The organism is Saccharopolyspora sp. NPDC002376 (assembly GCF_053593195.1).
In genome coordinates, this window is sequence record NZ_JBSFBZ010000086.1 from 1 (window position 1) to 22,017 (window position 22,017).

A 22,017-nucleotide genomic window follows, 5' to 3' on the forward strand; every position below is an offset into this window, starting at 1 on the left:
GCCTGCTCGGCCCAGAACGCATCCCGATCGGCATCCGCCTGGTCGTAGAGCTCGGCGGTGGCGTTCGCCTGCGACGCGAACTCCGCCGAGGGCGGGAACGTCCTGCTCTCGTTCAGCAGGTTGCTGAGCTCGTTGTTCTGCCCGTCGGGCTGGCTCATCGCCGGGAACCTCCGTGGTCGTGGTGTAGCCAGTGCTAGTCGCACCGTAATGCGATCGGGCTCACTGCAACAGAGGGTTAGTACTATTGGTTCAGACCAATCGAGCGTACTGTTCGAATTCACGGCGCTACGCACGGCTGTCGAGGGGCTCACTGTGGCACATGTCGCATCCGGCCTCGGTAGTGGGGTGAAGGCCTCCCGGTAGCGTCAGCGGGCGTGAACGACAAGCCTTCGCTGGCCCCGTTGGTCGAGCTGGACGGCGTGGCCGACGCCGTGGCCGAGGCCCGCGCGGCGATCGACGAAGTCCACCGGCACCCGGCCAACCGCCGCGGCTGGCCGACCACCGCGGCGGAAGCGTCGGTCCGCGCCGCCCGCGCGTCCGCGGCCATCGCCGGGGGCGCCGCGGAGATCCCGGAATCCGGTGAGGTCTCCGACCCGCTGCTGGCCGGTTCGCTGCGGATCGCCGAGGCGATGGGCGCGCTGCTGCCCACCTGGCAGCGCGCACCGCGGCAGGCGCTGGCGCGGATGCACGTGCTCGCCGCCGCAGACCTGGTCGAGGATCCGAACCAGCTCGGTCGCCCGCAGTCGGACCCGGTGGTCGCCGAGCGGCTGGACCTGCTCGCCGAGATCATCACCGATCCGCAGGCGCAGGGCCCGGGCCCGGTGCTGGCCGCCGTCGTGCACGGCGAACTGCTCGCGCTGCAGCCGTTCGGCCTCGTCGACGGCGTGATCGCGCGCGCGGCCGCGCGCCTGAGCGTGATCGGCAGCGGTCTGGACCCGAAGGGCCTGGTGGTCCCGGAGGTGGCCTACTTCCGCCGCCAGGAGGAGTACGCGGAACTCGCCCTGGGCTTCGCCACCGGCGACCCGGACCAGGTCGCGGAGTGGATCGTCTACTGCTGCAAGGCGCTGGAATCGGGTGCCCGCGAGGCGAAGTCCATCGCCGACGCGGTCCAAGAGAGCTGATCCCCAGGCCTCGTGGAAACCACAGTTTCAATTGAAACTGTAAATCCCAGGCACGGGGAATCACAGTTTCAATTGAAACTGTAGATCGAGTACGCCGGAGGAAGAGGACGCGGTGAAGAAGATCCTGATCGACTGCGACCCGGGCATCGACGACGCGCTGGCACTCGGGTTGGCGCACGGGAGCCCGGAGCTCGACGTCGTCGGCGTGACCACCGTCGGCGGCAACGTCGAGCTGGAGCACACCACCGACAACGCCCTGCGGCTGCGCGAGTTCTACGGCATGGACGTGCCGGTGGCGCGCGGTGCCGGACGGCCGCTGGTGCGCGAGCCGCGGACGGCCGGGGACGTGCACGGCAACTCCGGACTCGGCGGCGCCGTGCTGCCGGAGCCGAAGGCGGCGCTCAGCGAGCAGCACGCGGTCGACTTCATCATCGACACCTTGGCCGCCTCGCCCGGCGAGATCAGCCTGACAGCGGTCGGTCCGCTGACCAACATCGCCCTGGCCCTGCGCAAGGAACCGCGAATCGCGGACTGGGTGAAGGAATTCGTGATCATGGGTGGCTCCTACACCCGCGGCAATACGAATCCGGCCGCCGAGTTCAACATCGTCGCCGACCCGGAAGCGGCCGCGGTCGCGTTCAACGCGCCCTGGCGGACGGTCATGATCGGCCTCGACCTCACCCACCAGGCGCGCGCGACCGCCGAGGTGCGCTCCGGCTTCGCCGACCTCGGCCGCCTGGACGCGGAACTGCTCACGCCGTGCCTGGACTTCTACGGCAGCCACATCAGCTACCAGGAGAAGGGCCCGGCGATCCACGACGCGTGCGCGGTGGCGTACGTGATCAACCCCGACCTGTTCGAGTCGGTGCCGGCCCGCGTCGACGTGGAGACGCAGGGCCGGTTCACCTCCGGCATGACGGTCACCGACTTCAGCACCCCGGCCGACCACCAGAACGCGATCGTTCCGACCACTTTGGACACCGCGGGCTTCTGGAACCTGGTCACCGACGCCTACCGCAACGTCGCCACCAACCTCCCCGGCTGATCCGTCACTTCCGCCAGAACAGGTGGTGGGTCACGCCGCTCGGGCTGGGCACGACCTCGAGGTGGAACTGGTCGCGCAGCTCGTCGGGCGATTCCCAGAGCTGCACGCCGGATCCGAGCTTCACCGGTGAGACCGCCACGTGCATGGTGTCGACGAGGTCGGCCTCGATGAACTCCCGGATGGTCGTGGCCCCGCCGCCGAGCCGGACGTCCTTGCCCCGCGCGGCTTTCCGCGCCTGCTCGAGGACGGTGGCCGGATCGGTGTCGACGAAGTGGAACGTGGTGTCGGACAGGGTGATCGACGGGCGCTCGTGGTGGGTCAGCACGAACACCGGGGAGTGGAACGGCGGCTCGTCGCCCCACCAGCCCTGCCACTCGTGGTCCTCCCACGGGCCGCGCTGCGGGCCGAACTTGCCGCGGCCCATGATCTCGGCGCCGATGTTGTGGTGGAAGTCCCGCGTGAAGTAGTCGTCCAGGCCGCGGCTGCCGCCGGGGTCGGTGCGGTTCGGCCAGCTCGCCGTGGCGCCGGCCCAGGAGAACATCGTGCTGGGGTCGGCATCGCCGAACGGCTTGTCGAGGCTCTGGTTCTCACCGGCGGCGATCCCGTCGAGCGAGACGGTCAAGTTCTGGACCTTCAGCAGCTGTGCCACGTTTTCCTCCTGCGCATTCTCGTTGCTGGTGAGACTGCGCAGGCCGGAAAAACTCATCGGTGGTTACGGGGCGAGTGCGCGGAGTGCTTCTCGGACTTGGCCGTCGGCGACTGCCAAGGCTGCTGCGGAGGCTTCGACGTCGGAGCCGGTCAGCAGGTGGACCAGGGCCGTTTTGAGGTCTCCGTCGGATGCTGTCAGCGCAGCTTCGCAGACTTCCTCGGAGGCGTCGGTCGCTTCCTGGAGAATGCCGATCGTGCGGCCGCGCAGCTTCGCGTTGGTGGCCAGCATGCTGACCATCAGGTTCGAGTAAGTGCGGCCCATCTTGATCATCACTGCGGTGGAGAACGAGGTGAGCAGCAGCTTCTGGGCGGTGCCCGCCTTCATCCGGGTGGAGCCGCTGATCGGTTCCGGCCCGGTGTCCACCGCGATCACCACGTCCGCGGGCACCTGTCCGACGTCCGGGTTCGAGGTGATCAGGGCCGTCTTCGCGCCGAGCTGCTGCGCGGCTTCCAACGCTGCCAGCACGTACGGGGTGCGCCCGGACGCAGCCAGGCCGATCACCAGGTCATCGGGCGATGCGTTCTCGCGGATCTCGGCGGCACCGGTCGCGGCGTTGTCCTCGGCGTTCTCCACGGCACGGCGGAACGCCTCGGAACCGCCCGCCTGGTGCGCGACGATCCAGTCCGGCGGCACGTTGAAGGTCGGGATCAGCTCCGCCGCGTCGAGCACGGCGAGCCGACCGGACGTCCCCGCACCCACGTAGTGAACGCGGCCGCCCGCGCGCAGCGCGGTCACCGCCATGTCCACCGTGCGCGCCAGCTCGGGCAGGACCCGGCCGACGGCCACCGGGACCGTGCGGTCCTCGCCGTTGAGCACGTGCAGGATGTCCAGCGTTGGCAGCAGATCTATGTCCCGCGTCCGCGGGTTGGTCCGTTCGGTCGGAGCGTCCACCCGCACTGCGCGGTCCCGGCTCATCACGTCTCCTTCTGCCGCCGGCGGTCCGGTCGGCTTTCGAGGCGGTGGCCGCCCACCGCTTCGTAGGTGGCCTCCAGCGCTGCCCGGGCCTGGTCCAGGTGGCGCTGCGCGACGCCGATGAACAAGCAGTCGATCACGGTGAGCTGGCCGATCCGGCTGGCCATGGCTCCCGAGCGGTAGGTGGTCTCGCGGACCGCCGTGGTCAGCACGTGGTCGGCGACCTCGGTGATCGGGGAGCGGGCGAAGTTGGTCAGCGCCGCCGTCGTCGCGCCGCGCCGCCGCGCCTCGCGCAGCGCCTCGACGGTTTCGGTGGTGGCGCCGGTGTGCGAGATGCCGATGGCGACGTCGCCCTCGCGCAGCACCGCAGCCGAGGTCAGCGCGTTGTGCGTATCGGACCAGGCGAAGCAGGTCAGGCCGATGCGGTGCAGCTTCTGCTGGAGGTCGAGCGCGACGAACGCGCTGGCGCCGACGCCGTAGACGTCGATGCGGCGGGCCTGCGAGACGTCGTCGACGAGCGGCTCGAGCACTGCCGCTTCCAGCTGATCGGCGGTTTCTTCAACGGCTTTCGCGTCCGCGTAGCCGACCTTCTCGATGATCTGCCGGATGTCGTCGTCCGGGGCGATGTCGCTGCCGAGCTCGCGATCGCGCGTGGACGTGCGCGCAGTGTCCGCTGCCAGCGCGATGCGCAGGTCCGGGTAGCCGCCGACGCCGATCGCCTTGCAGAACCGGGTAACCGTTGTCTCGCTGGTGCCCGCCGCTTCGGCGACTTCGGTGATGCTGCGCCGCGAGATCGACGCCGGGTCGGCGAGCACGATGTTGGCCACCCGCTGCTCGGCTCGTGCGAGACCCGGCAGCAGCGAACGAATCTTGACGAGAGGGCTCGCCTCTCCCGATTCGTGGGAAGTGTCGTCTGTGGCCATGTGGGAAACTTACTAACCGTTGCTTGAGGCGGTCAATGGCCCTCTTCCGGGTTTCCGGCCGGAGGACGTGGCAACTTCATACCCAGGTTGCATCTACCTACAACTACTCCAAAAGAGGGAATACCCAACTTCCCCCACTCTGAACCGTCATCACCCCTGGACAACGCCCACGCGCCCGACCAGCTACGGCACCCTGGACGTGGTCAATTTCGCGAGAAATTGGGCCAGTCCTTCATCCGACCGCCGCCCCTGAGGCGGCGCTTCGCCTTAGTCCGGGTGACGGTCAATTTCTCGCGAAATTGGCACGCAAAACGGTCACTGCTTGGTGGAGTGTTCCGGTTCGACGTAGACGATGACGCGCTCTTCGCCGGGCTGGGGCCACGGGTATTCGTCCTCGTTGAGGTACTTCTTGGCCATCTTGTTGATGAACCGGTTGTCCTGGTCGTCCTCGATCTTGGCGACCCGGCCGCGCACCTCCACGTAGCGGTAGGGCTGGTCCGGGTCGTGCACGGAGACGGAGATGCGCGGTTCCCGCTTGAGGTTGCGGTACTTCTGCCGCGTCTTGGTCTGGCTGAACTTCAGGTACTGGCCGTCCCAGTCGACCCACACCGGGCTGGACTGCGGTTCGCCGTGCGGACCGATGGTGGCCACGTGACCGAAGGCCTGCTTGTCCAGGATGTCCGCGCGGTCCTGCGGAATCACCGACATCTCAACTCCTCCCGACGGTTTCGCCTGAGTCCGACGGTGCCCGCCAGCGGCCACCGTCGCGACTCGGGAGACAAGGGAGGGGGAACTTTCCTCAGCGGTTGGTGAGGGCCTGCTGGAGGAGCTTGTGCAGTGTCTTCTGCTCGTCCTCGCTGAGCCCGGACAGCGGGGTGTTCACCGAGAAGCGTTCGATGATCTGCGTCCGCTGCCGCTCGCCCTCTTCGGTCAGGGCGATCTCCTTCGCGCGGCGATCGGTGGGGTGCGGGCGACGGGTGACCAGCCCCTGCTTCTCCAGGCGGTCGATCACGAAGGTCACGTTCGACGTCGCGCAGTGCATCCGATCGGCGAGCTCGCGCATGCTCAGCGGCTCGGCCAGCTCGCGCAGCGCGATCGCCTGCGACGAGGTGAGCTCGCTGTCCGACACGCAGTGCCGCACGTGCTCTTCGATGTTGTGCGAGAGCTCGCTGATCAGGCTGCAGAGCTCTCGGGTTTCCGCGGACCGGTCCATGTGGAAAGGATAGCAAGTTAGAAATGTTACAGGTAGAATACTTCTAATTGTAAGTTGATTGCCATCTCGAACCCGACCTTTCGGCGCCCACTTCGCCGACGTCCAGTTCGGCCGAGCGATCACCAACTCCGGCACCACCAGCTGGCACCCCCTGTCCTGACGCGATTTCAATGGAGACGTCTGATTTCCATTGAAATCGCGGAAGTTCTCCACAGCAGGGGCGAGTCGTCCACAGGGAAGGCGGAGCGAACGGTCTGTTCGCCTTGAAAGGTGAGGTGAACAGGCCGTCAGCGGTCGGTGGGAGTCCAGTTGTCGGCGTGGAGGCGGTCGGTCTGGGTTTCCCCGTCGAGGAGGGTTGCGTTGTGGTCGGCGGCGAGGATGCCGTCGACGTTCACGCCGCGTCCGGTGTACTGGCCGTCCGGGGCGTAGCGCCAGCGCAGGAACACCTGCTGCCCCGGCTTCGCCGCGACGCTGCCGCGCACCTCCCACCAGCTGCGATGACCCGATCCGGCCAGCTGCCGCTGCACGCCCTTCGGTGCTCCCGGGCCATCGGCCCGCAACGGCACCGGCTGCCAGTTCGTTCCGTCCACACTGGACTCCAGCAGCAGCGGGTCGACACCGTCGGCGTCCCGCTGGGTGTCCACGAACGCGCTGAACGAGACCTGCACCGGACCGCTGACCGGGCCGAGCGGGTCGGTGGTCAACGTCCCCGCGCGGTCGGTGAACCACGAATCCGTGCCGAACTCCGGCCGCACCGCCAGTGCCCGCGCCATGCCCTGCGCCAGCGTCTGCCGGGCGACGTTGTTCGATCCCCACTCCCGCGACGGGTGCACGCGGTTGGTGAGCAGCACCGCGACCGTTCGCGTCAGCGGGTCGATCACCAGCGACGTTCCGGTGTAGCCGGTGTGCCCGGCGGTGTGCGGGGCGCTGAGCCCGGCCATGTACCAGCGCTGGTCGAGCTCGAAGCCCAAACCGTGCGCGTTGCCCGGGAAAGCGCCGTTGAAGTTGGTCAGCATCTGCGTCACGGCGTCCTCGGACAGGATGCGGTTGCCCTCGTAGGTGCCGCCGTTGAGCAGCGTCTGCCCCAGCGTCGCCAGGTCGTCGGCGGTGGAGAAGACCCCGGCCTGACCTGCGACGCCGCCCAGCGACCAGGCGTTCTCGTCGTGGACCTGGCCGCGCACCATGCCGCGCGGCGGATCGGCCTGGAACTCCGTGGCCGCGATGCGGTGCAGCTCGGCCCCGGGCGGGTTGTACCCGGTGTCGTGCATGCCCAGCGGCCCGGTGATCCGCTCGGCCACCACCTGGTCCAGCGGTTCACCGGTGACGCGCTGGACCAGCACGCCGAGCGTGATCATGTTCGGGTCGGAGTAGGTGTAATTGGTGCCCGGTGGGTGCTTCGGGCTCAGCTGCATGATCGACGGGATCCGCTGCTCCGGCGGCAACTTCCACAGCTGTGCCTCGGCCTGCAGGCCCGAGGTGTGGGTGAGCAGCTGCTCGACGGTGATGTCCTGCTTGCCGTTGACGCCGAACTCGGGCAGGTAGTCCGCGACCGGTGCGTCCAGGTTCACCTCGCCGTCGTCGACCAGCTGCAGCGCCGCGATCGAGGTGAACAGCTTGCTGATCGAGGCGACGTCGAAGATCGTGTCGGTGCGCATCGGTTCTTGCTGATCAGCGGGCAGTTCGGTGCCGTTTCCGTCGGCGTAGCGCAGCTCCTTCCCGACGGCATCGCGATGCACCACCACGCCGTCGTGCACCAGCAGGCTCACCGCTCCCGCGTACATCGGGTGATCGCGGTCCGGGGTTTTCTCCGTCCACGTCGCGATCTGCTGCAGCGCCGCGTCGATCGGGGCCGGATCGAGTCCCACGTCGGTGGGGGAGCCGTCGCGCAGCACGGTCTCGCTGGGGGCGAACTCCTGCTGCGGGCGGTCGAACCGGCCGTCCACGTGGCCGGGCGATGCCGTTGCCGAGCCAGCCAGCGCGGTGGCAGACAGCAACGCCACGGCCGCCAGGATCGTCCTGCCCATCGTGTTCCCCCTCGAAACCAGTCTGCGGTGCGGGTGTGGAACTTCAGCGGTACAGCAGATACGGGTCGCGTTGTCTTCGGAAGTCCTTGACCTCGTTCTGCCAGGAATCGACGATCTCGGCGACATCAGCGCCACGATCGATCATGCCGCGCAACCGGTCGGAACCGGACAACTTGTCGATCATGTTGTCCGGCCGCCAGCCGAACACCTGCGGGTACAGGCGCCGCGCGGTGACGAGCATGGTCACTGCGATCTGGATCGGGTCGACCTCGCCGAGCCGGTGGACCTGCACGCCGCCGCAGGTCTCGTTGGCGTGCTTGGAGAAGGTCGGCACGAAGTAGGTCTCGCGGAACCGCACCCCGGCCAGCCCGGCCTTGTTGAGCTCCTCCGCCCACCGCCAGTCGATGCCCGGTGCGCCGATGATCTCGAACGGCCTGGTGGTGCCGCGCCCTTCGGAGAGCACGGTGCCCTCGAACAGCCCGGTTCCGGGGTACAGAGCGGCGGTGTCCTGCGTCGGCATGTTCGGGCTGGGCGGCACCCACGGCAGCCCGGTGTCCGCGGTGCGTCCCTTCCAGCCCTCCACGCGCACAACGTTGAGCTGCGGCAGCGGTTCTGGCAAGTAGGCGCGGTCGAACATCCTGGCCAGCTCGCCGACGGTCATCCCGTGCTGCTGCACGATCGGCAGCAACCCGACGCCGGAGGCGAACCGCGGGTCCAGGCGCGGCCCGGCGACTTGGCCGCCGATCGGGTTCGGCCGGTCCAGCACCAGGAACCCGGCCCCGACCTGCTGAGCGGCCTGCATCGCGGTGTACATCGTCCAGATGTAGGTGTAGAAGCGGGCGCCGACGTCGGCGATGTCGAAGACGACCTGCTCGACGCCCGCCTTGCGGAACATCCCGGCCAGCTTTGCCGCGTCGGCCCCGTACGCGTCGTACACCGGCAGATCGGTGCGAGGATCGCGGTAGTCGCCCTCGGAACCGCCCGCTTGAGACGTGCCGCGGAAGCCGTGCTCGGGCCCGAACACCGCGGCGATGTCCACCGCGCCGCTGGCGTGCATGACGTCGACGACGTGCTCCAACGACGACAGCACGCCGGTCGGGTTGGTCACCACGCCGATGCGCCGGCCCTTGACGTCGTCCCAGTTCCGGGCGGCGAGCACGTCCGCGCCGGTGCGGACCTCGAAGCCGAGGTCGGTGGACTGCTGCGGCGCAGCGCACGCGGAACTCGACGCGAGCCCGACCGCGGGCACCGCCAGCGCAGCGGCGGTCAGCAGCCCGCGGCGGTTGACCTGGAACTCAGCCATCGGCCGTCACCAGCCCAGGCCGTGGCCGAAGGGGTAGGCGTCGGTGCCGGGCTGGTTCGGGTTCGGCACCGGGACCGGGAGCTTGCCGGCCGGGGCGATCTCGCCGAAGAGCACCTTGGTCAGCGATTCCATCGCCACCGCCTTGTCCGAGTAGGTGGCGACCCAGGCGGGCAGGTCGACGTGGCCTGCGTCGTACGGGTCTCGGACGGCGACCGCGACGACGGGCTTGCCCGTCTGCTGCAACGCGCGGACCAGGTCGAGCTGCCCGGCGTTGGCCTCGCTCCAAGCGGCATTGGTGAGCACGACCGTGACGTCGTTCTGCTTGGCCTGCTCGACGGCCTGGTCGATCTGCTCCTTGGTCGGCTTCAGACCCGTTGCCAGCGCCGAGGTTTGCGGTCCGCGCACACCGATCTGCTTGGCGAGCGCCGCCGTGGCGTCGTCACCGGCGCCGGTCACGAACATCTTGCCCGGCTTCTTGAGCGGCAGGACACCGTCGTTGCGCAGCAACGTCGTGGTGCGATCGGTGATCCCCTGCGCCTGATCCAGGTGCTTCTTGTTCCCGACGATCTTGTCCACTTTGGACACGTCGACGAACGGGTTGGCCAGCACGCCGCGGCCTTCCTTCATCGCCAGGACGCGTTCCACGCTCTGGTCGATGCGCTGCTCGCTGAGCTCGCCGCTGCGCACCGCGTTGAGCACACCGTCGATGGCGGCCTGCAGGTCGTTCGGCATGAGCAGCATGTCCGCCCCGGCCTTGAGCGCCAGCACCGGGATCTCGGGGTCCGGGTGCTTCTCCCGCACGCCCTCCATCTTCAGCGAGTCGGTGATGATCACGCCCTTGAAGCCGAGCTCCTCGCGGAGCATCCCGGTGAGCACCTTCGGCGACAGCGTCGAGGGCTCGCCGGAGTCGTCGAGCTTGGGCACCACGATGTGCGCGCTCATCACCGCGTCCGTAGCGGCGCCGATGGCCTCCTTGAACGGCGGCGCGTCCAGCTGCTCCCACTGCTGGCGGTCGTGCTCGATCACCGGCAGCGAGGTGTGGCTGTCCTCGTTGGTGTCGCCGTGGCCGGGGAAGTGCTTGACCGCGGCCGACACCGTCTCGCCCGGCTTGGCGGAATCCTCGTAACCGCGGACCTGCGCCGCGGTGAGCTGCGCGGCGAGTGCCGGGTCGGAGGAGAAGGAGCGCACCCCGATCACCGGGTTAGCCGGGTTGACGTTGACGTCACCGCTCGGCGCGAAGTCCTGGTTGAGCCCCATCGCGCGCAGTTCCTGGCCGGTGATCGCAGCGGCGCGCTCGGCGTCCTCGGGGGAGCGGCCGGCGCCGAGCGCCATGTTGCCGGGGAACTGGGTCGCGGGCTCGTGGATGCGGGTGACCTGGCCCTGCTCCTGGTCGGTGGAGATCAGCAGCGGCACCTTGGCCCCGGAGTTGACCGCGGCGTTCTGCAACCCGTTGGACAGCTCGGCGATCTGCTTCGGCTCGTAGAGGCTGTTGGTCCAGGAGAAGTGGATGATGCCGCCGAGGTGGTACTTCTGCACCACCTGAGCCGGCGTGTCGACGCCGAACTCCTCCTTGTTCTTGGGGTCCGCGGTGTCCGCGGTGCGCCCGTAGGCGTAGGTGACGAAGAGCTGCCCCACCTTCTCCTCGAGCGTCATCTCCTTGAGGAAATCGGCGGGCCGATGCGGCGCGGACGCGCCACCGGTGGCCGTGAGCGTCACCGCTCCGACGGCCAGGGCGCTCAGCGCGATCGCGGCGCGGCGCGTGCGGGTCTTCGGGGACACGTTCGCCTCCCTGCGGGGCGGATCTTCGCCGGACGGGTAAGAGTTCACCACGAAATCGAACGATTTCGGAAGTTACTCACGAGACCATCGCCGGTCAACGAATTGGATCGGCGTGGGCGAAAGACGCCACGGCGAAGTGCCCGTTTGACGTACTCGCCCTGCGTGGCGGTGCCGGTGGCGGAACCTCAGCGCCCGCCTGAGCTCCAGGATCCCGGACTTGTGCATGACCAATACACGGCGTGCGGGCTGTCCTCGCAGGGCGAACGCTGAGAACCCGCGGCGGTGCCAGCGCCGAGGGCGGGCTGAGCGGCTGCGCCGCTTCAAAGACAGAGGAAGGCAAAAATACGGCGGCGCCCGCCGATCAGATCGGCGGGCGCCGCCCCACTGCGCGAGTACTCGGGTTACCAAGCGTGCACTCTGTCGTAACTTCCGGGCTAGGCGTCCGGCGTCCCGGTACGCAACCCCGTGGAACGACCAGCCTTGTGTGCGGCAACGCGTGGGTGCTCCAAGCCTCGCACGCGGAGTCTGATCGGGGTGGACGCTACTTCTCCTCCATAACGTCCCTGGCCAATCAGGGTCCGCACCTCCATTTGTAGACGGTGATGCCCGTCACTGCAAGGGCTCTGACTGGTGTCGCCGCGACGACTTCGGGGCTGGCGATCATCGTGTTCTTTAGCGGTAGGGCGCCAGCGAAATCGCGGGTCAGCGACGGCGGCGCCAAGCGCGCAATCCCCACCACGCGGCGCCGGCCGCGGCGACCGCGCCCATCCCGACCCCGGCCGCGGTGACCGCTGCGCGCGAGGGAGTGGGGATCCGGGCCCGCAGCGACACCGGGTGGTCGAAGGCCAACGACGGCCAGCCGCGCTGCACCGCTTCCTTGCGCAGCGCGCGGTCCGGGTTGATCACGGTGGGGTGCCCGACGGCTTCCAGCAGCGGCAGGTCGGTGATCGAGTCGGAGTACGCGTGGCACTCGGAGAGGTCGTAGCCGTTCTGCTCGGCCAGCTCGTGGGCGGCGATCGCCTTGTTCTCCGCCGAGCAGTAGAAGTCGACCTCGCCGGTGTAGCGGCCGTCGACCACCACCATCCGGGTGCCCGACCAGTGATCGGCGCCGAGCAGCTTCGAGATCGGGGCGACGACCTCCTCGCCGGAGGCCGACAGCACGACGATGTCGTGGCCCTGTTCCTGGTGCTCGGCGATCAGCTGGGTGGCTTCCTTGTAGACCAGCGGATCGACGATGTCGTGCAGGGTTTCGTCGACGATCGCGTTGACCTGCTCGACGTCCCAACCGGAGCACAGCGACGTGATGTGCGCGCGCATCCGGTCCATCTGGTCGGTGTCGGCACCGGCCAGCATGAACACGAACTGGGCGTAGGCGCTCTTGAGCACGGCCCGCCGGTTGATCAGCCCCTCTTGGAAGAACGGTCGGCTGAAGGCGAGCGTGCTCGACTTGGCGATGATCGTCTTGTCCAGGTCGAAGAACGCTGCCACCCGGCGTCCGGTGTGGGGCGAGGGGTTCGCGGGCTCTGTCACGCCGCACAGCATACGAGCCGCTGCGGGTCGATCGCGGTCGCGCACGCGCAGTGGCGCATATCGCCGTTACTTCACGCTGCGTATATTTCCACTGGTGTATTCCGGCGAGTGGGATGCATTTCTTGACTCGAATGATTGCGTGCCACTGATAGGTGGCACTGAGGGCAATAACGTTCCCTCAAATGGACGGGGGGCATTGCGAGCGACCTGCGGGATACAGTGTGTGGAGTCCGGTCCGCTGGACTGGTTCAGCTCAACCCCCCGGAGCTGAACTGACGACGACCCCCGCCCCTCCCCCCTGGCGGGGGTCGTCCCATTTCTGCGGTGACTCCGCCGCGTGCCCGATGTGCGATTCGCGGATCCCGGACGCGTCGGTGCTGACGAGAACCACACCTGCGACAGCGCGAAGGTGTTCTCCGAGGTCTGCGACAGCAATGCGAGCGAGCCGGAAACCGAATTCGCGCAAGCCTTTCGTGTGAGGCGAGTTGTCCACAGGGCACTGATTTGTCCACAGATTTCGAAAACCTCCTTGGCAGAAGTCGAAGTTCGGTCCACCGTGGTTATCGAGCGGCCCGCTCGGGGTTTTCCGCTCCGGTCCTCGATTCGCCGGAAGGCTTTTGTCATGACTGCTGCACGTCCGCTTCTTGTTGCGCGAGATGCCGAACTTGCCGAAGAAACTTCGCGTCTGGCCGCTGCATCCTGCGGTGAACTGGTGCGCGCCGGAGAACTGTCCGCACCGGCCTGGCGCGCGGCGCCGTTGGTGCTGCTCGACGCCTCTGCCGCAGCCGCCGGAGTAGCAGGTGGGTTGCCGCGAAGACGCGGTGTTGTCGTGCTCTGCCGCGATCCGACGCCGGAGTTGTGGCGGGTCGCGTTCGAGATCGGCGCGGAACAGGTGATCGCCCTGCCCGCCGAGGAAACGGCACTGATCGAGCTGCTGGCCGATGCGGCGGACAGCCCAGCGCAGGACGGTCGGGTCCTCGCGGTGCTTGGCGGTTGCGGAGGCGCTGGAGCATCCGTGCTGGCCACTGCTGCTGCGGTGCTCGCCGCCCGCGGTGGCGCGCGTGCGCTGCTGGTCGACTGCGATCCGCTGGGCGGCGGTGTCGATCTCGCGGTGGGCGCCGAGGCGGACGACGGTTTGCGCTGGTCAGGGCTGGCGGTCAACGCCGGTCGGCTCGGGGCGAGCGCGCTGCACCAGGCGCTGCCCGAACGTCGGATCGGCTCTGGCGCGATCACGGTGTTGTCGTGCGATCGCGGCGGACCGTCCAGCGGGCTGACCCCGGAAGGCGTGCGGGCGGTGTTGGCGGCTGGTCGGCGAGCTGGCGATGTCGTGGTGTGCGACGTGCCGCGCGTGCTTTCGGAGCCAGCTGTTGCCGCGCTGCGCGAGGCCGATCTCGCGGTGGTCGTCGTGCCGGCGGAGGTCCGAGCGGTGGCTGCGGCCGAGCGGGTCGTGGCGGCTGCTGGGGAGCACGCTGCTGGCCCGATCCGACTGGTTGTGCGTGGTCCTTCGCCGGGTGGGTTGCGTTCGGCCGATGTGGTGCGAGCGGTTGGTGCCGAGGCTCTGACCACCATGCGGCCAGAACCGCAACTGCCAGCGCTCGTGGACTGCGGTGGGTTGGCGCGGCTGCGCCGTCGCGGTCCGGTGGCCAGAGCGGCTCGGCAAGTGCTGGCCGCGCTCGAACCAGCCTGAACCTTCTCGGCGAGTTTTCCCTTGCGTTGAAAGGAGAGTCATGTCCACGAGTCGTGTTCTGGAACCGGTCGATGGCGCGGTGGACGGCGAGCTGTTGGCACGGGTCCGCAACCGGTTGGTCGGCAGCGGTTCCGCCTTGACCTCCAGTGCTGTCGCCTCCGCAGTCCGGGAAGAATCCGGTGGCCTGGTGGCCGATGCCGATGTACTGGCCGCACTTCGCTTGGTACAGCAGGAGTTTCGCGGTGCCGGGGTGCTGGAACCGCTGCTGCACGACCCGGAAGTGTGCGACGTGCTGGTGACCGCGCCGAACAAGGTTTGGGTGGATCGCGGCAACGGCCTGCAGCGGGCCGCGGTGCGCTTCGCCGACGAGGACGCGGTGCGGCGCTTGGCGCAGCGCCTCGCGATGTCCACCGGCCGTCGGCTCGACGACGCCCAACCGTGGGTCGACGGCTGGCTGCCGCAGGAGTGCGCCTCCGGTGCGGTGCGGTTGCACGCGGTGCTGCCGCCAGTGGCGGGCGAGGGGACCTGCATCTCCCTGCGCATCCTCCGCCCAGCGGCGCACGACCTGGCCGCGCTGGAGCAATCGGGCGCGTTCGACGGGCCGACCGCTCAGGTGCTGCGCGAGATAGTCGCCGCGCGGTTGGCCTTCCTGGTGGTCGGTGGCACGGCCAGCGGGAAGACGACGTTGCTGGCGGCGATGTTGGGCGAGGTCGCCGAGTCCGAGCGGATCGTCTGCGTAGAGGAGGCCGCGGAGTTGCACCCGAGCCATCCGCACGTGGTCCGGCTGCTCACCCGGCCGCCGAACGTCGAAGGCGTAGGCGAGATTCAGGTCCGCGACCTGGTGCGCCAAGCCCTGCGGATGCGACCGGATCGGCTGATCGTCGGCGAGGTGCGCGGCGGCGAAGTCCGGGAGCAGATCTCCTAGTCAAGACCAACATTCGATCTATACTTGATCGCATGGCTGCGTTGATCAGTTCGAAGGAGATCCGCGCCGCGATCTACTGCCGATTGAGCTTCGCCCGGGATGGTTCCGAGGAGAAGGTTGACCGGCAGGAAGCGGACGGTCACGAACTAGCAAGTCGTCTAAAGTGGACTGTCGCCGAAGAACATGTCTACAAAGACAACTCCGTTTCAGCGTGGAAGCGCGGTCGACACCGCAAAGCGTGGGACGCCATGATCGAAGCGATCAAACGCGGCGAACTCGACGCCATCATCGTCTACCACGGTGATCGCCTCGTCAGGCAGCCCTACGACCTCGAAACGCTGCTCCAGCTTGCCGATGAGCGGCAGCTCTTGCTTTCGTCGGTATCCGGGACTCGCAACCTTCAATCACCCGATGACCGGTACATCCTTCGCATCGAAGTGGCCCAGGCATGCCGTGAATCGGACAACATCTCGCGTCGGGTGACCCGCGGATGGACCGCACGTGCGGAGAAGGGCCTGCCAGTCGGCGGCGGAAGGCGGTCTTTCGGGTTCGAGAAGGACAACATCACGCGCCGCGAGTCGGAGGTGGAGGTTATCGCTGAAGCCGCCGGCCGCCTGCTGGCTGGCCAAGGGCAGCGAGGGGTGGTCCGGTGGATGAACGAGGTCTCGACGACGACGACCGGCGGCCCGTGGACGACCAAGACCCTGCGCAACATCATGCTCGCCCCGCGGATCGCTGGGCTCATCCAGAACCAAGGCAGGCTCTACGAGGCCGTATGGAAACCGATCATTGAGGTCGAGGACTGGGAGGAAATCAAGGCTCTATACGCCCAGTCCGCGCGAGAACACGGGTACCACGGCAGAGAGCGCCTGTACTTGCTGTCTGGCCTTGCTGAGTGCTCAGCCTGCGGCCACACGCTGGGCGTGAAACCGACAGGTGGACGGAACCGCAAGGCGTCCCGGATGTACACCTGCAAGAACTGTCGGAAGATCTCCAGGAACGTCGACCACCTCGACGCTTACGTGGTTGGGCGCGTGCTGCGCCGAGTCAATGAACCAAGGTTCGCCCGGGAGCTGTTCGCCCGTGAAGGCGACAGCGGGATCGGTAGGGAACTTGCGGCATTGGAGCGCCGCCGGGACCAAACCCGCCAGCAGCTCATGAAGCTGGTGGACCACCCCGAACTCAGCCCGGAGATCATCCTCCGATCGCTGGACTCATTCGAGAAACGGATCACCGAGCTGCGCGCGCGCCAGGCGACGGACATGCGGCAGCGGTTGCTGTCCCGTGTCGCTGGCATCGACCGTGAGGCGTGGGACGCGTTGCCGGTCGATGTGCGCGCAGCGGTGGTGCGAGCGCTGTACCGGGTCGTGGTTCTCCCCGCGACGTGGAGAGGTCCAGGATTCGATCCCGCCTCAGTTCGATTGGAACGGATCACGAGCTGAGGCGGTCGCCGCGGCGCAGGTGAAGTTCACGGTTCCGCCTCGTGCTGGCGTTGACCGCCGATCCCGATGGATCGGGAGTACTGCGGACAGGACGGATCGGCGGAGCGCGCGGGTGCTGCCTCGCAGCTCGGCCCGCGGCGGCGCGGCGACTTCGAAGTCGAGACAGCGTGAAGCCGCCGGCGCTTTTGGAGCGGGGGAGTGGGACTCGATGGCCGGTAGGAGGCCAGTCGGAGCGCTTCCTCATGTGCACGCAGGCGGGCGGAGAGTTCGCGGGTACGTCGTTCGCTTCGGAGTGCCTTCCACAGGGCGTAGGCAGCCACCGACAACGACCCGGTGAGGATGAGCGCTAATGCAGGAGTCATCCCTCCAGTCCTATCGGACACCTGTTCGAGTCGATAGGTTGCCGCGCTTGCCAACTAAGGATTTCCACCTTTTGTCGTAGTCAGCCAGCGTTGGGCTGGGGCCGCTCGGCTGCGCTCCGGTCGCGGCGCAGGTAGATGTATGTCCAACGTAGATCTTCGGGCAGATCCGTGATGGCCCAGATCTGACGTTCGACATCGTCGCGCAGTTCTGGCGGTGGAGACGGCTGGGCTTCGGCTGGCGTGGGCTCCCCGCCGTTGCGGAGCGTATCGATGCTGCCGAGGCGCCAGCCCAGGGCGCGCTCGATGGCCGCTTCTTTCCCCTCGCGAAGGGCTAGCCCCCGTTCGAGTGATGCGACTGTGTTGCGGGCGACGCCTGCTGCTTCGGCAAGGTCGCCCTGGCTCCAGCCTCGCCGCTCCCGTTCAGCCCGGATGAACCGGCGAACTTGGTCAGCAGATTTGCGCATAGGTGCACGATGACGGTTAAAGCTGGTCCTTACCAAGCTGCCGTGCTGGGCGCCTTTGGTTGTTGACGGTCGTCGTTGGTCAGTTCTGGTCACGGTTGGCATGTGCCTAAGTGTGCCCAGAAGTGCCCAACGAGGGCAAGCAACCATCTGGACTTGACAGTTTTGGTCATTCTTGGTCAAATCTGGTTATGCCATTGGTCAGAGGTAACGCCATCCGTCGGGCGTATGAAGCGATGGGGCTGACCCGGCGGGAGTTCGCCAACAAGGCAGGGATCGTTCCGCGGACCCTCACGAACATCACGAGCAACGGGGCACCGTGCTCCTTCCCGGCTGCTGTACGCATCGCCACCGCGCTTGGCTGGGACGTCCGAGATGTGCTTGCCGAATCGATGGGCAAGAGCCCCGAGCAGGCCGCCTCGTGAGCCGCCCGGTGTCACCTGCCAATCCCGCAGGTCCAGCGCCGTCGCACCCGAAGCAGCCGCCCCGACCGATCCGGATTTGCCGGACGCCCGACGACGCCTTTTGCGCGGGGTGGGAAGACGGGGCCCATGACGAGCCACTGACGCCCGCGCAGCGGACACGACTTGTTGCGTTGCTGGCGCCCTACGCCCAGGACTCCCACCGCCAGAGCGCGGCTGCTTAGTCACCCAACAAGACGCGGGCCGCCGCTCCCCTCCAAGAGCGCGGCGACCCGCTACCACGAGAGATAGGAGCTCTCAATGGCTGCGACAAAGCCTATCCCGCCGGAAACCGACGTCGAACGCACCGAAGTGTCGACGTCCAACCTGGACGCGCTGACCGTGCTCATCGACTTCCGCGACCGCGCCGACCACGACTTGGTCGAGCAGGACAACCGCGCATGGCTCGCACTGCCCGGCCAGAGCTGCGCCGGCGGCAACTGGACCCCCTGCGTCGAGCCCGGAGTGTGGGAGCTGCGCGGCTACGTCGGCCGCGCGTTCTGCACCTACCACGCGGCGGCGCGGCTGCGGATCGCCGACCAGCTCGCGGCGGTGACCCGGTGACCGCCGTCGAGTCCGCCCCGCTGCTGTACGGCCCGGTGCTGCTGCCGCTGCTGGGCACCCCGTGCGCCGTCTGCGCTCATCCCGCCCGCTACGTCGACGGCGACCGCCACGTGATCCACACCGACTTGCGGTTGCGCCCCTGCCAGCTGCCGCCGAACCCCGCCCCGCCCGCTGTGACCACCGATCTTGCCGAGGTGACCAAGTGACCGACATCGACACGCTCGCCCAGCAGCAGGCCGCCGGACTGCGCGCCCTCGCCGACATGATCGAGGCCAACCCCGAGATTCCGGCTACCTACCTCGACGAATTCTTCGGCATCAACGTGTGGAATCCGAAGAGCGCCGAAGAAATGGCCGCGATCGCCCGCGCCGCGTTGAAGCACGGCGCGAAGGTCGAGAAGGACATCGGCGAGACACTCTACAACCTCACGATCTCGTGGGGACCGTTCAAGGCAAAGGCTCTCGGCAACCGCGGCGCGGTGTGTGAGCGGGTGGTCACCGGCACGGAGACCGTGACGCGGAAGGTGCCGGATCCGTCGGTCGTAGTGCCGATGGTCGAGGTCACCGAAGAGGTCGAGACGTTCGAGTGGCGTTGCGCTCCGCTGCTGGCCGCCGACGCCGAGGCGGTGTCGGCATGAGCATCCCAACCCGCCCCGCACCGCCCGGACTCACCCTCGAAACGCCGCCGTGCGCGATGTGCAGCGAGGAAACCAACGCGAGCCCCGATCGAACCTTCGACTGCGAAGACTGCGAGTGCTCGTGGAGCGCCGACAACCCCGAGCAGCCCGGCGAATGGTGGGAGCCCGAAGCGGCACAGTGCCGCGCCACCCGCAAGCCCTACAGCCACCACACACAGCTCGACCCCGAAATCCGCGATCAAGTCTTCCGCTGCCTGCTGCACGAAGGACACGCCGGGAAGTGGCACTACGCCGAAGACATCGGATGGACAGGGGGTAAGGCATGACCACCACCGACCGGCTCGACGAGATTAAGGCCCGCGCCGCCGCCGCGACCCCCGGCCCCTGGGGCTGGTTCGGCAACACCGACGTGCGACACATCTATCTGTCCACGAAGTACTGGGGCAGGCAGATCGTGATGGACTTCGCCCGCTGGGGGATGCAGTCCGCTCGCCCTCGCTTCGCCGACGGCCGCACGTTCAGCCGCAGCCCGCAGAGCTGGCACGACTTCGGTAGCTCCGGACTCATGGTCGACGCCGACCAGCTCGCCCGCTTCGAGGTCGCCCCGAACGCCACCAGCCGCACCGACCGGCGCGTCTACCGGGCCGACATCAGCGGCATCCGCAACCCCGACGCGACGTTCATCGAGCACAGCCGGGCCGACGTCGACTGGCTCGTGGCCGAGGTCGACCGGCTGCGCGCCGCGATCGCCGCAGTGCGCCGGACCCACCAGCCCGACGGCGACGGCGACTGCACCGCCTGCGGGGTCGACGCCCACGAGGACCCGATCCCGTGGCCCTGCGCCACCGTGCGGGCCCTCGACGAGACCCCGGCGGCTGCCCCGTGACCGCGCTGATCGTGACCTTCGCGCAGCCGCCCGCCTGCCCGCTGTGCGGGGGCCGCCCGGCCGTCGAGGTGCAGCCCCTCGACGGCCGGGCCCCGGCCCACATCGCCTGCCCGCTCTGCACCACCCCCGACCCCCTCCACTGCTTCCTCGCGCCGCGAAAGGACCGCCGAGCATGACCAGGACAAGCCCCCGCAAACGGCACGTGCGGGGAATCGTGCGGGTGGACTACCCGAACTACCACCGCTACAAGATCGACGGGAAGTGGGCGATCGGCGTCACCACCGCGTTGAAGGGCATCCCGAAGGACGACGCGCTGAAGCGCTGGGCCGCCCGGCTCGTGGCCGAGCACGCGGTGACGAACATCTGGGACCTCAAACGGATGATCGACAGGGACGGCAACGGCCCCGCGATCAGCTACCTCAAGGAACTTCCGAACGAACGCCGCACCGAGGCCGCGGTGCGCGGCACCGACGTGCACAAGCTGGCCGAGCGCTACATCAAGGGCGACGAGATCGAGGTACCCGAACACCTCGAACCGTACGTGCGCGGATACGCCGCCTACATCGAGGACTTCAACCCCACGACCGTCCACGAAGAACTCACCGTGGCCAACCGGACGCACGGCTACGCGGGCACTCTCGACTCGATCCAGGACATCCCCGGCATCGGCCGGGCGCTGGTGGACTACAAGACCAGCAACGGCGTGTTCGGCGAGTACGTGTTGCAGTGCGCTGCCTACCGCCACGCTGAGGTCTACCTTGACGCCGACGGCAACGAGCAGCCGATGATCCCGGTCGATGCGGTGTTCATCCTGCACATCCAGCCCGACGACTACGCGCTGATCCCGGTGCAGGCCGACGACGACGCGTTCGCTGCCTACCTCGCCGCGCAGGCCAACTACGTCGCCAACGTGCAGTCGAAGAAGCTGGAAAAGCTGCTGGGCGCTCCGATGGTGCCGCCGGTGGGTGATGTGGCGTGAACGTCCACGAAGCCATCACCGCGGTCATGGAAGACGTGCGCGCGATCGAGAAGGGCGATCACAACGACTTCCACGACTTCGCGTTCCGCGGTATCGACCGCGTGCTGAACCGGGTCGGTCCGGCGCTGCGCGCTCACGGCCTGGTGGTGACCCCGGAACTGCGTTCGCTGGACTCGCGGGACATCACCACCTCGAAGGGCAAGCGCGAACGCGAGGTCACCGTGACGGTGGCCTACCACTTCCGGGGCCCGGAGGGCGACGTGCTCGAACCCCCGGTAGTCGTGCCGGGTGAGGCGTCCGACGCGGGCGACAAGGGCGTGGCCAAGGCCATGAGCGTCGCGCAGCGCACCGCCTACATCCAGGCGTTCAACATCCCCACCGGCGAGACCGACCCCGACCAGCACAACGTCACCCGCGCCGTCGACCCGGTGATGAAGGTCAAGACCGAGATCTGGACCGAGGCCGAAAAGCGCGGCTGGATCACCGACAACGACGGATACCAAAAGTTGGCCGAGGACTTCGCCCAGTGGAACCAAGGCGGCGACATCGGCGAGGCCGACGAGAAGACGTTGCGCGCCTACCTCAAGCACCTCGAACCGAAGCGCACCATGCGCCGCAGCAACGGAGGTCAGCAGTGAAGGCCGCACCGAACAGCCCGAGCGCGATCATCAGCGATTTCCTGCGCCACGGAACGAAAGCCCTCGATCTCGACTACGCCGAGAACGTCTCGGTGGAAACCGCCCGCGACCTACTGCGCGCCCTGGTGCCCGTCAACGCGCTGGCCATCGTCGCGCTCATGGCCGAACTGGAGCAGATCGCACCGGACCGCGCGCGCCGAGTCGCTGAACGGCTTGGCAGAGCGTGGGAAGCGGGCGACGACGTGTGGGAACTCCTGCACGAATGGCACGACCAGCACGCACGCGGCATTCCGGTCGGCTTCCACCCAACTGCCACGCTCGGTTTGGAGGTTCGCCGGTGAGCGACAGGCAGCTCGCGCTGGGCCTGGCCGACCGGCACGAGGGGCAGGCCGCCGCACTCGCGGCGGCCACCGCCC

The 22,017-nt window shown here is 68.0% G+C and carries 25 protein-coding genes; 15 read left to right on the top strand and 10 right to left on the bottom strand.

Annotation, left to right across the window (positions count from 1 at the left end; translation table 11 throughout):
- The first annotated feature begins 374 nt into the window (after positions 1-374).
- Both ACWCO2_RS34335 and ACWCO2_RS34340 read left to right on the top strand, forming a co-directional pair.
- The gene (locus ACWCO2_RS34335; RefSeq protein ID WP_450131968.1) at positions 375-1,121 is read left to right on the top strand and encodes an oxidoreductase; all 747 of its coding nucleotides are present in this window, start codon (positions 375-377) and stop codon (positions 1,119-1,121) included.
- A gap of 112 nt (positions 1,122-1,233) precedes the next feature.
- Complete coding sequence (locus ACWCO2_RS34340; RefSeq protein WP_450131969.1) at positions 1,234-2,166, top strand: nucleoside hydrolase; 933 nt, start codon at positions 1,234-1,236, stop codon at positions 2,164-2,166.
- A 4-nt stretch (positions 2,167-2,170) separates the two neighbouring features.
- On the opposite strand, the gene ACWCO2_RS34345 is transcribed toward ACWCO2_RS34340, so the two are convergent.
- The 9 genes from ACWCO2_RS34345 to ACWCO2_RS34385 form a co-directional block, all read right to left on the bottom strand.
- Positions 2,171-2,815: a dihydrofolate reductase family protein gene (locus tag ACWCO2_RS34345; RefSeq protein ID WP_450131970.1), complete on the bottom strand. Its 645-nt coding sequence runs from the start codon at positions 2,813-2,815 to the stop codon at positions 2,171-2,173.
- 63 nt (positions 2,816-2,878) lie between these two features.
- The gene (gene murQ, locus ACWCO2_RS34350) at positions 2,879-3,790 is read right to left on the bottom strand and encodes an N-acetylmuramic acid 6-phosphate etherase (RefSeq protein ID WP_450131971.1); all 912 of its coding nucleotides are present in this window, start codon (positions 3,788-3,790) and stop codon (positions 2,879-2,881) included.
- Entirely contained in the window at positions 3,790-4,710 is a 921-nt protein-coding gene (locus ACWCO2_RS34355; protein WP_450131972.1) for a MurR/RpiR family transcriptional regulator, read from the bottom strand. The genes murQ and ACWCO2_RS34355 overlap by 1 nt, the downstream gene beginning before the upstream one ends.
- Before the next feature lie 315 nt (positions 4,711-5,025).
- Positions 5,026-5,418 carry a PPOX class F420-dependent oxidoreductase gene (locus ACWCO2_RS34360; RefSeq protein ID WP_450131973.1) on the bottom strand — a complete coding sequence of 131 codons (393 nt, stop codon included), beginning with the start codon at positions 5,416-5,418 and terminating at the stop codon, positions 5,026-5,028.
- 91 nt (positions 5,419-5,509) lie between these two features.
- Entirely contained in the window at positions 5,510-5,923 is a 414-nt protein-coding gene (locus tag ACWCO2_RS34365; RefSeq protein WP_450131974.1) for a MarR family winged helix-turn-helix transcriptional regulator, read from the bottom strand.
- Between the two features lie 287 nt (positions 5,924-6,210).
- Positions 6,211-7,947 carry a serine hydrolase gene (locus ACWCO2_RS34370; protein WP_450131975.1) on the bottom strand — a complete coding sequence of 579 codons (1,737 nt, stop codon included), beginning with the start codon at positions 7,945-7,947 and terminating at the stop codon, positions 6,211-6,213.
- A 43-nt stretch (positions 7,948-7,990) separates the two neighbouring features.
- A complete protein-coding gene (locus tag ACWCO2_RS34375; RefSeq protein ID WP_450131976.1) occupies positions 7,991-9,250 on the bottom strand; it encodes an exo-beta-N-acetylmuramidase NamZ family protein in 1,260 nt (419 codons plus the stop codon).
- A gap of 6 nt (positions 9,251-9,256) precedes the next feature.
- Complete coding sequence (locus ACWCO2_RS34380) at positions 9,257-11,029, bottom strand: glycoside hydrolase family 3 protein (protein ID WP_450131977.1); 1,773 nt, start codon at positions 11,027-11,029, stop codon at positions 9,257-9,259.
- A gap of 702 nt (positions 11,030-11,731) precedes the next feature.
- Positions 11,732-12,571 (bottom strand): HAD family hydrolase, encoded by an 840-nt coding sequence (locus tag ACWCO2_RS34385; protein ID WP_450131991.1) that lies wholly within the window; start codon positions 12,569-12,571, stop codon positions 11,732-11,734.
- A gap of 610 nt (positions 12,572-13,181) precedes the next feature.
- Between ACWCO2_RS34385 and ssd the strand changes: the two genes are divergently transcribed.
- From ssd to ACWCO2_RS34400, 3 genes are read left to right on the top strand one after another with little or no spacing between them, the layout of a single operon-like run.
- Positions 13,182-14,246 (top strand): septum site-determining protein Ssd, encoded by a 1,065-nt coding sequence (gene ssd / locus ACWCO2_RS34390; protein ID WP_450131978.1) that lies wholly within the window; start codon positions 13,182-13,184, stop codon positions 14,244-14,246.
- A 40-nt stretch (positions 14,247-14,286) separates the two neighbouring features.
- Entirely contained in the window at positions 14,287-15,171 is an 885-nt protein-coding gene (locus ACWCO2_RS34395) for a TadA family conjugal transfer-associated ATPase (protein WP_450131979.1), read from the top strand.
- Positions 15,172-15,203: 32 nt separating this feature from the next.
- Positions 15,204-16,613 (top strand): recombinase family protein, encoded by a 1,410-nt coding sequence (locus tag ACWCO2_RS34400; protein ID WP_450131980.1) that lies wholly within the window; start codon positions 15,204-15,206, stop codon positions 16,611-16,613.
- A gap of 442 nt (positions 16,614-17,055) precedes the next feature.
- Here ACWCO2_RS34400 and ACWCO2_RS34405 read toward each other — a convergent pair whose 3' ends face one another.
- Positions 17,056-17,439, bottom strand: a complete 384-nt coding sequence (locus ACWCO2_RS34405; RefSeq protein WP_450131981.1) for a helix-turn-helix domain-containing protein — start codon at positions 17,437-17,439, stop codon at positions 17,056-17,058.
- A 188-nt stretch (positions 17,440-17,627) separates the two neighbouring features.
- Here ACWCO2_RS34405 and ACWCO2_RS34410 point away from each other — a divergent pair, with 188 nt between their 5' ends.
- From ACWCO2_RS34410 to ACWCO2_RS34455, 10 genes are all read left to right on the top strand, one after another.
- Positions 17,628-17,861, top strand: coding sequence for a helix-turn-helix domain-containing protein (locus ACWCO2_RS34410; protein WP_450131982.1), 234 nt, complete (start codon positions 17,628-17,630; stop codon positions 17,859-17,861).
- 297 nt (positions 17,862-18,158) lie between these two features.
- Positions 18,159-18,461, top strand: a complete 303-nt coding sequence (locus ACWCO2_RS34415; protein ID WP_450131983.1) for a hypothetical protein — start codon at positions 18,159-18,161, stop codon at positions 18,459-18,461.
- Positions 18,458-18,667 (top strand): hypothetical protein, encoded by a 210-nt coding sequence (locus ACWCO2_RS34420; protein WP_450131984.1) that lies wholly within the window; start codon positions 18,458-18,460, stop codon positions 18,665-18,667. Before ACWCO2_RS34415 ends, ACWCO2_RS34420 begins: the two co-directional genes overlap by 4 nt.
- Positions 18,664-19,098, top strand: a complete 435-nt coding sequence (locus tag ACWCO2_RS34425) for a hypothetical protein (protein WP_450131985.1) — start codon at positions 18,664-18,666, stop codon at positions 19,096-19,098. The genes ACWCO2_RS34420 and ACWCO2_RS34425 overlap by 4 nt, the downstream gene beginning before the upstream one ends.
- Complete coding sequence (locus ACWCO2_RS34430) at positions 19,095-19,424, top strand: hypothetical protein (RefSeq protein ID WP_143060951.1); 330 nt, start codon at positions 19,095-19,097, stop codon at positions 19,422-19,424. The genes ACWCO2_RS34425 and ACWCO2_RS34430 overlap by 4 nt, the downstream gene beginning before the upstream one ends.
- Positions 19,421-19,984 carry a hypothetical protein gene (locus ACWCO2_RS34435; RefSeq protein WP_450131986.1) on the top strand — a complete coding sequence of 188 codons (564 nt, stop codon included), beginning with the start codon at positions 19,421-19,423 and terminating at the stop codon, positions 19,982-19,984. The genes ACWCO2_RS34430 and ACWCO2_RS34435 overlap by 4 nt, the downstream gene beginning before the upstream one ends.
- Before the next feature lie 11 nt (positions 19,985-19,995).
- Positions 19,996-20,160: a hypothetical protein gene (locus tag ACWCO2_RS34440; RefSeq protein WP_450131987.1), complete on the top strand. Its 165-nt coding sequence runs from the start codon at positions 19,996-19,998 to the stop codon at positions 20,158-20,160.
- On the top strand, positions 20,157-20,963 hold the full coding sequence (locus ACWCO2_RS34445) for a hypothetical protein (RefSeq protein ID WP_450131988.1): 807 nt from the start codon (positions 20,157-20,159) through the stop codon (positions 20,961-20,963). The genes ACWCO2_RS34440 and ACWCO2_RS34445 overlap by 4 nt, the downstream gene beginning before the upstream one ends.
- Entirely contained in the window at positions 20,960-21,601 is a 642-nt protein-coding gene (locus ACWCO2_RS34450; protein ID WP_450131989.1) for an ERF family protein, read from the top strand. The genes ACWCO2_RS34445 and ACWCO2_RS34450 overlap by 4 nt, the downstream gene beginning before the upstream one ends.
- Positions 21,598-21,942, top strand: coding sequence for a hypothetical protein (locus ACWCO2_RS34455; RefSeq protein WP_450131990.1), 345 nt, complete (start codon positions 21,598-21,600; stop codon positions 21,940-21,942). The genes ACWCO2_RS34450 and ACWCO2_RS34455 overlap by 4 nt, the downstream gene beginning before the upstream one ends.
- Positions 21,943-22,017 lie beyond the last annotated feature (75 nt).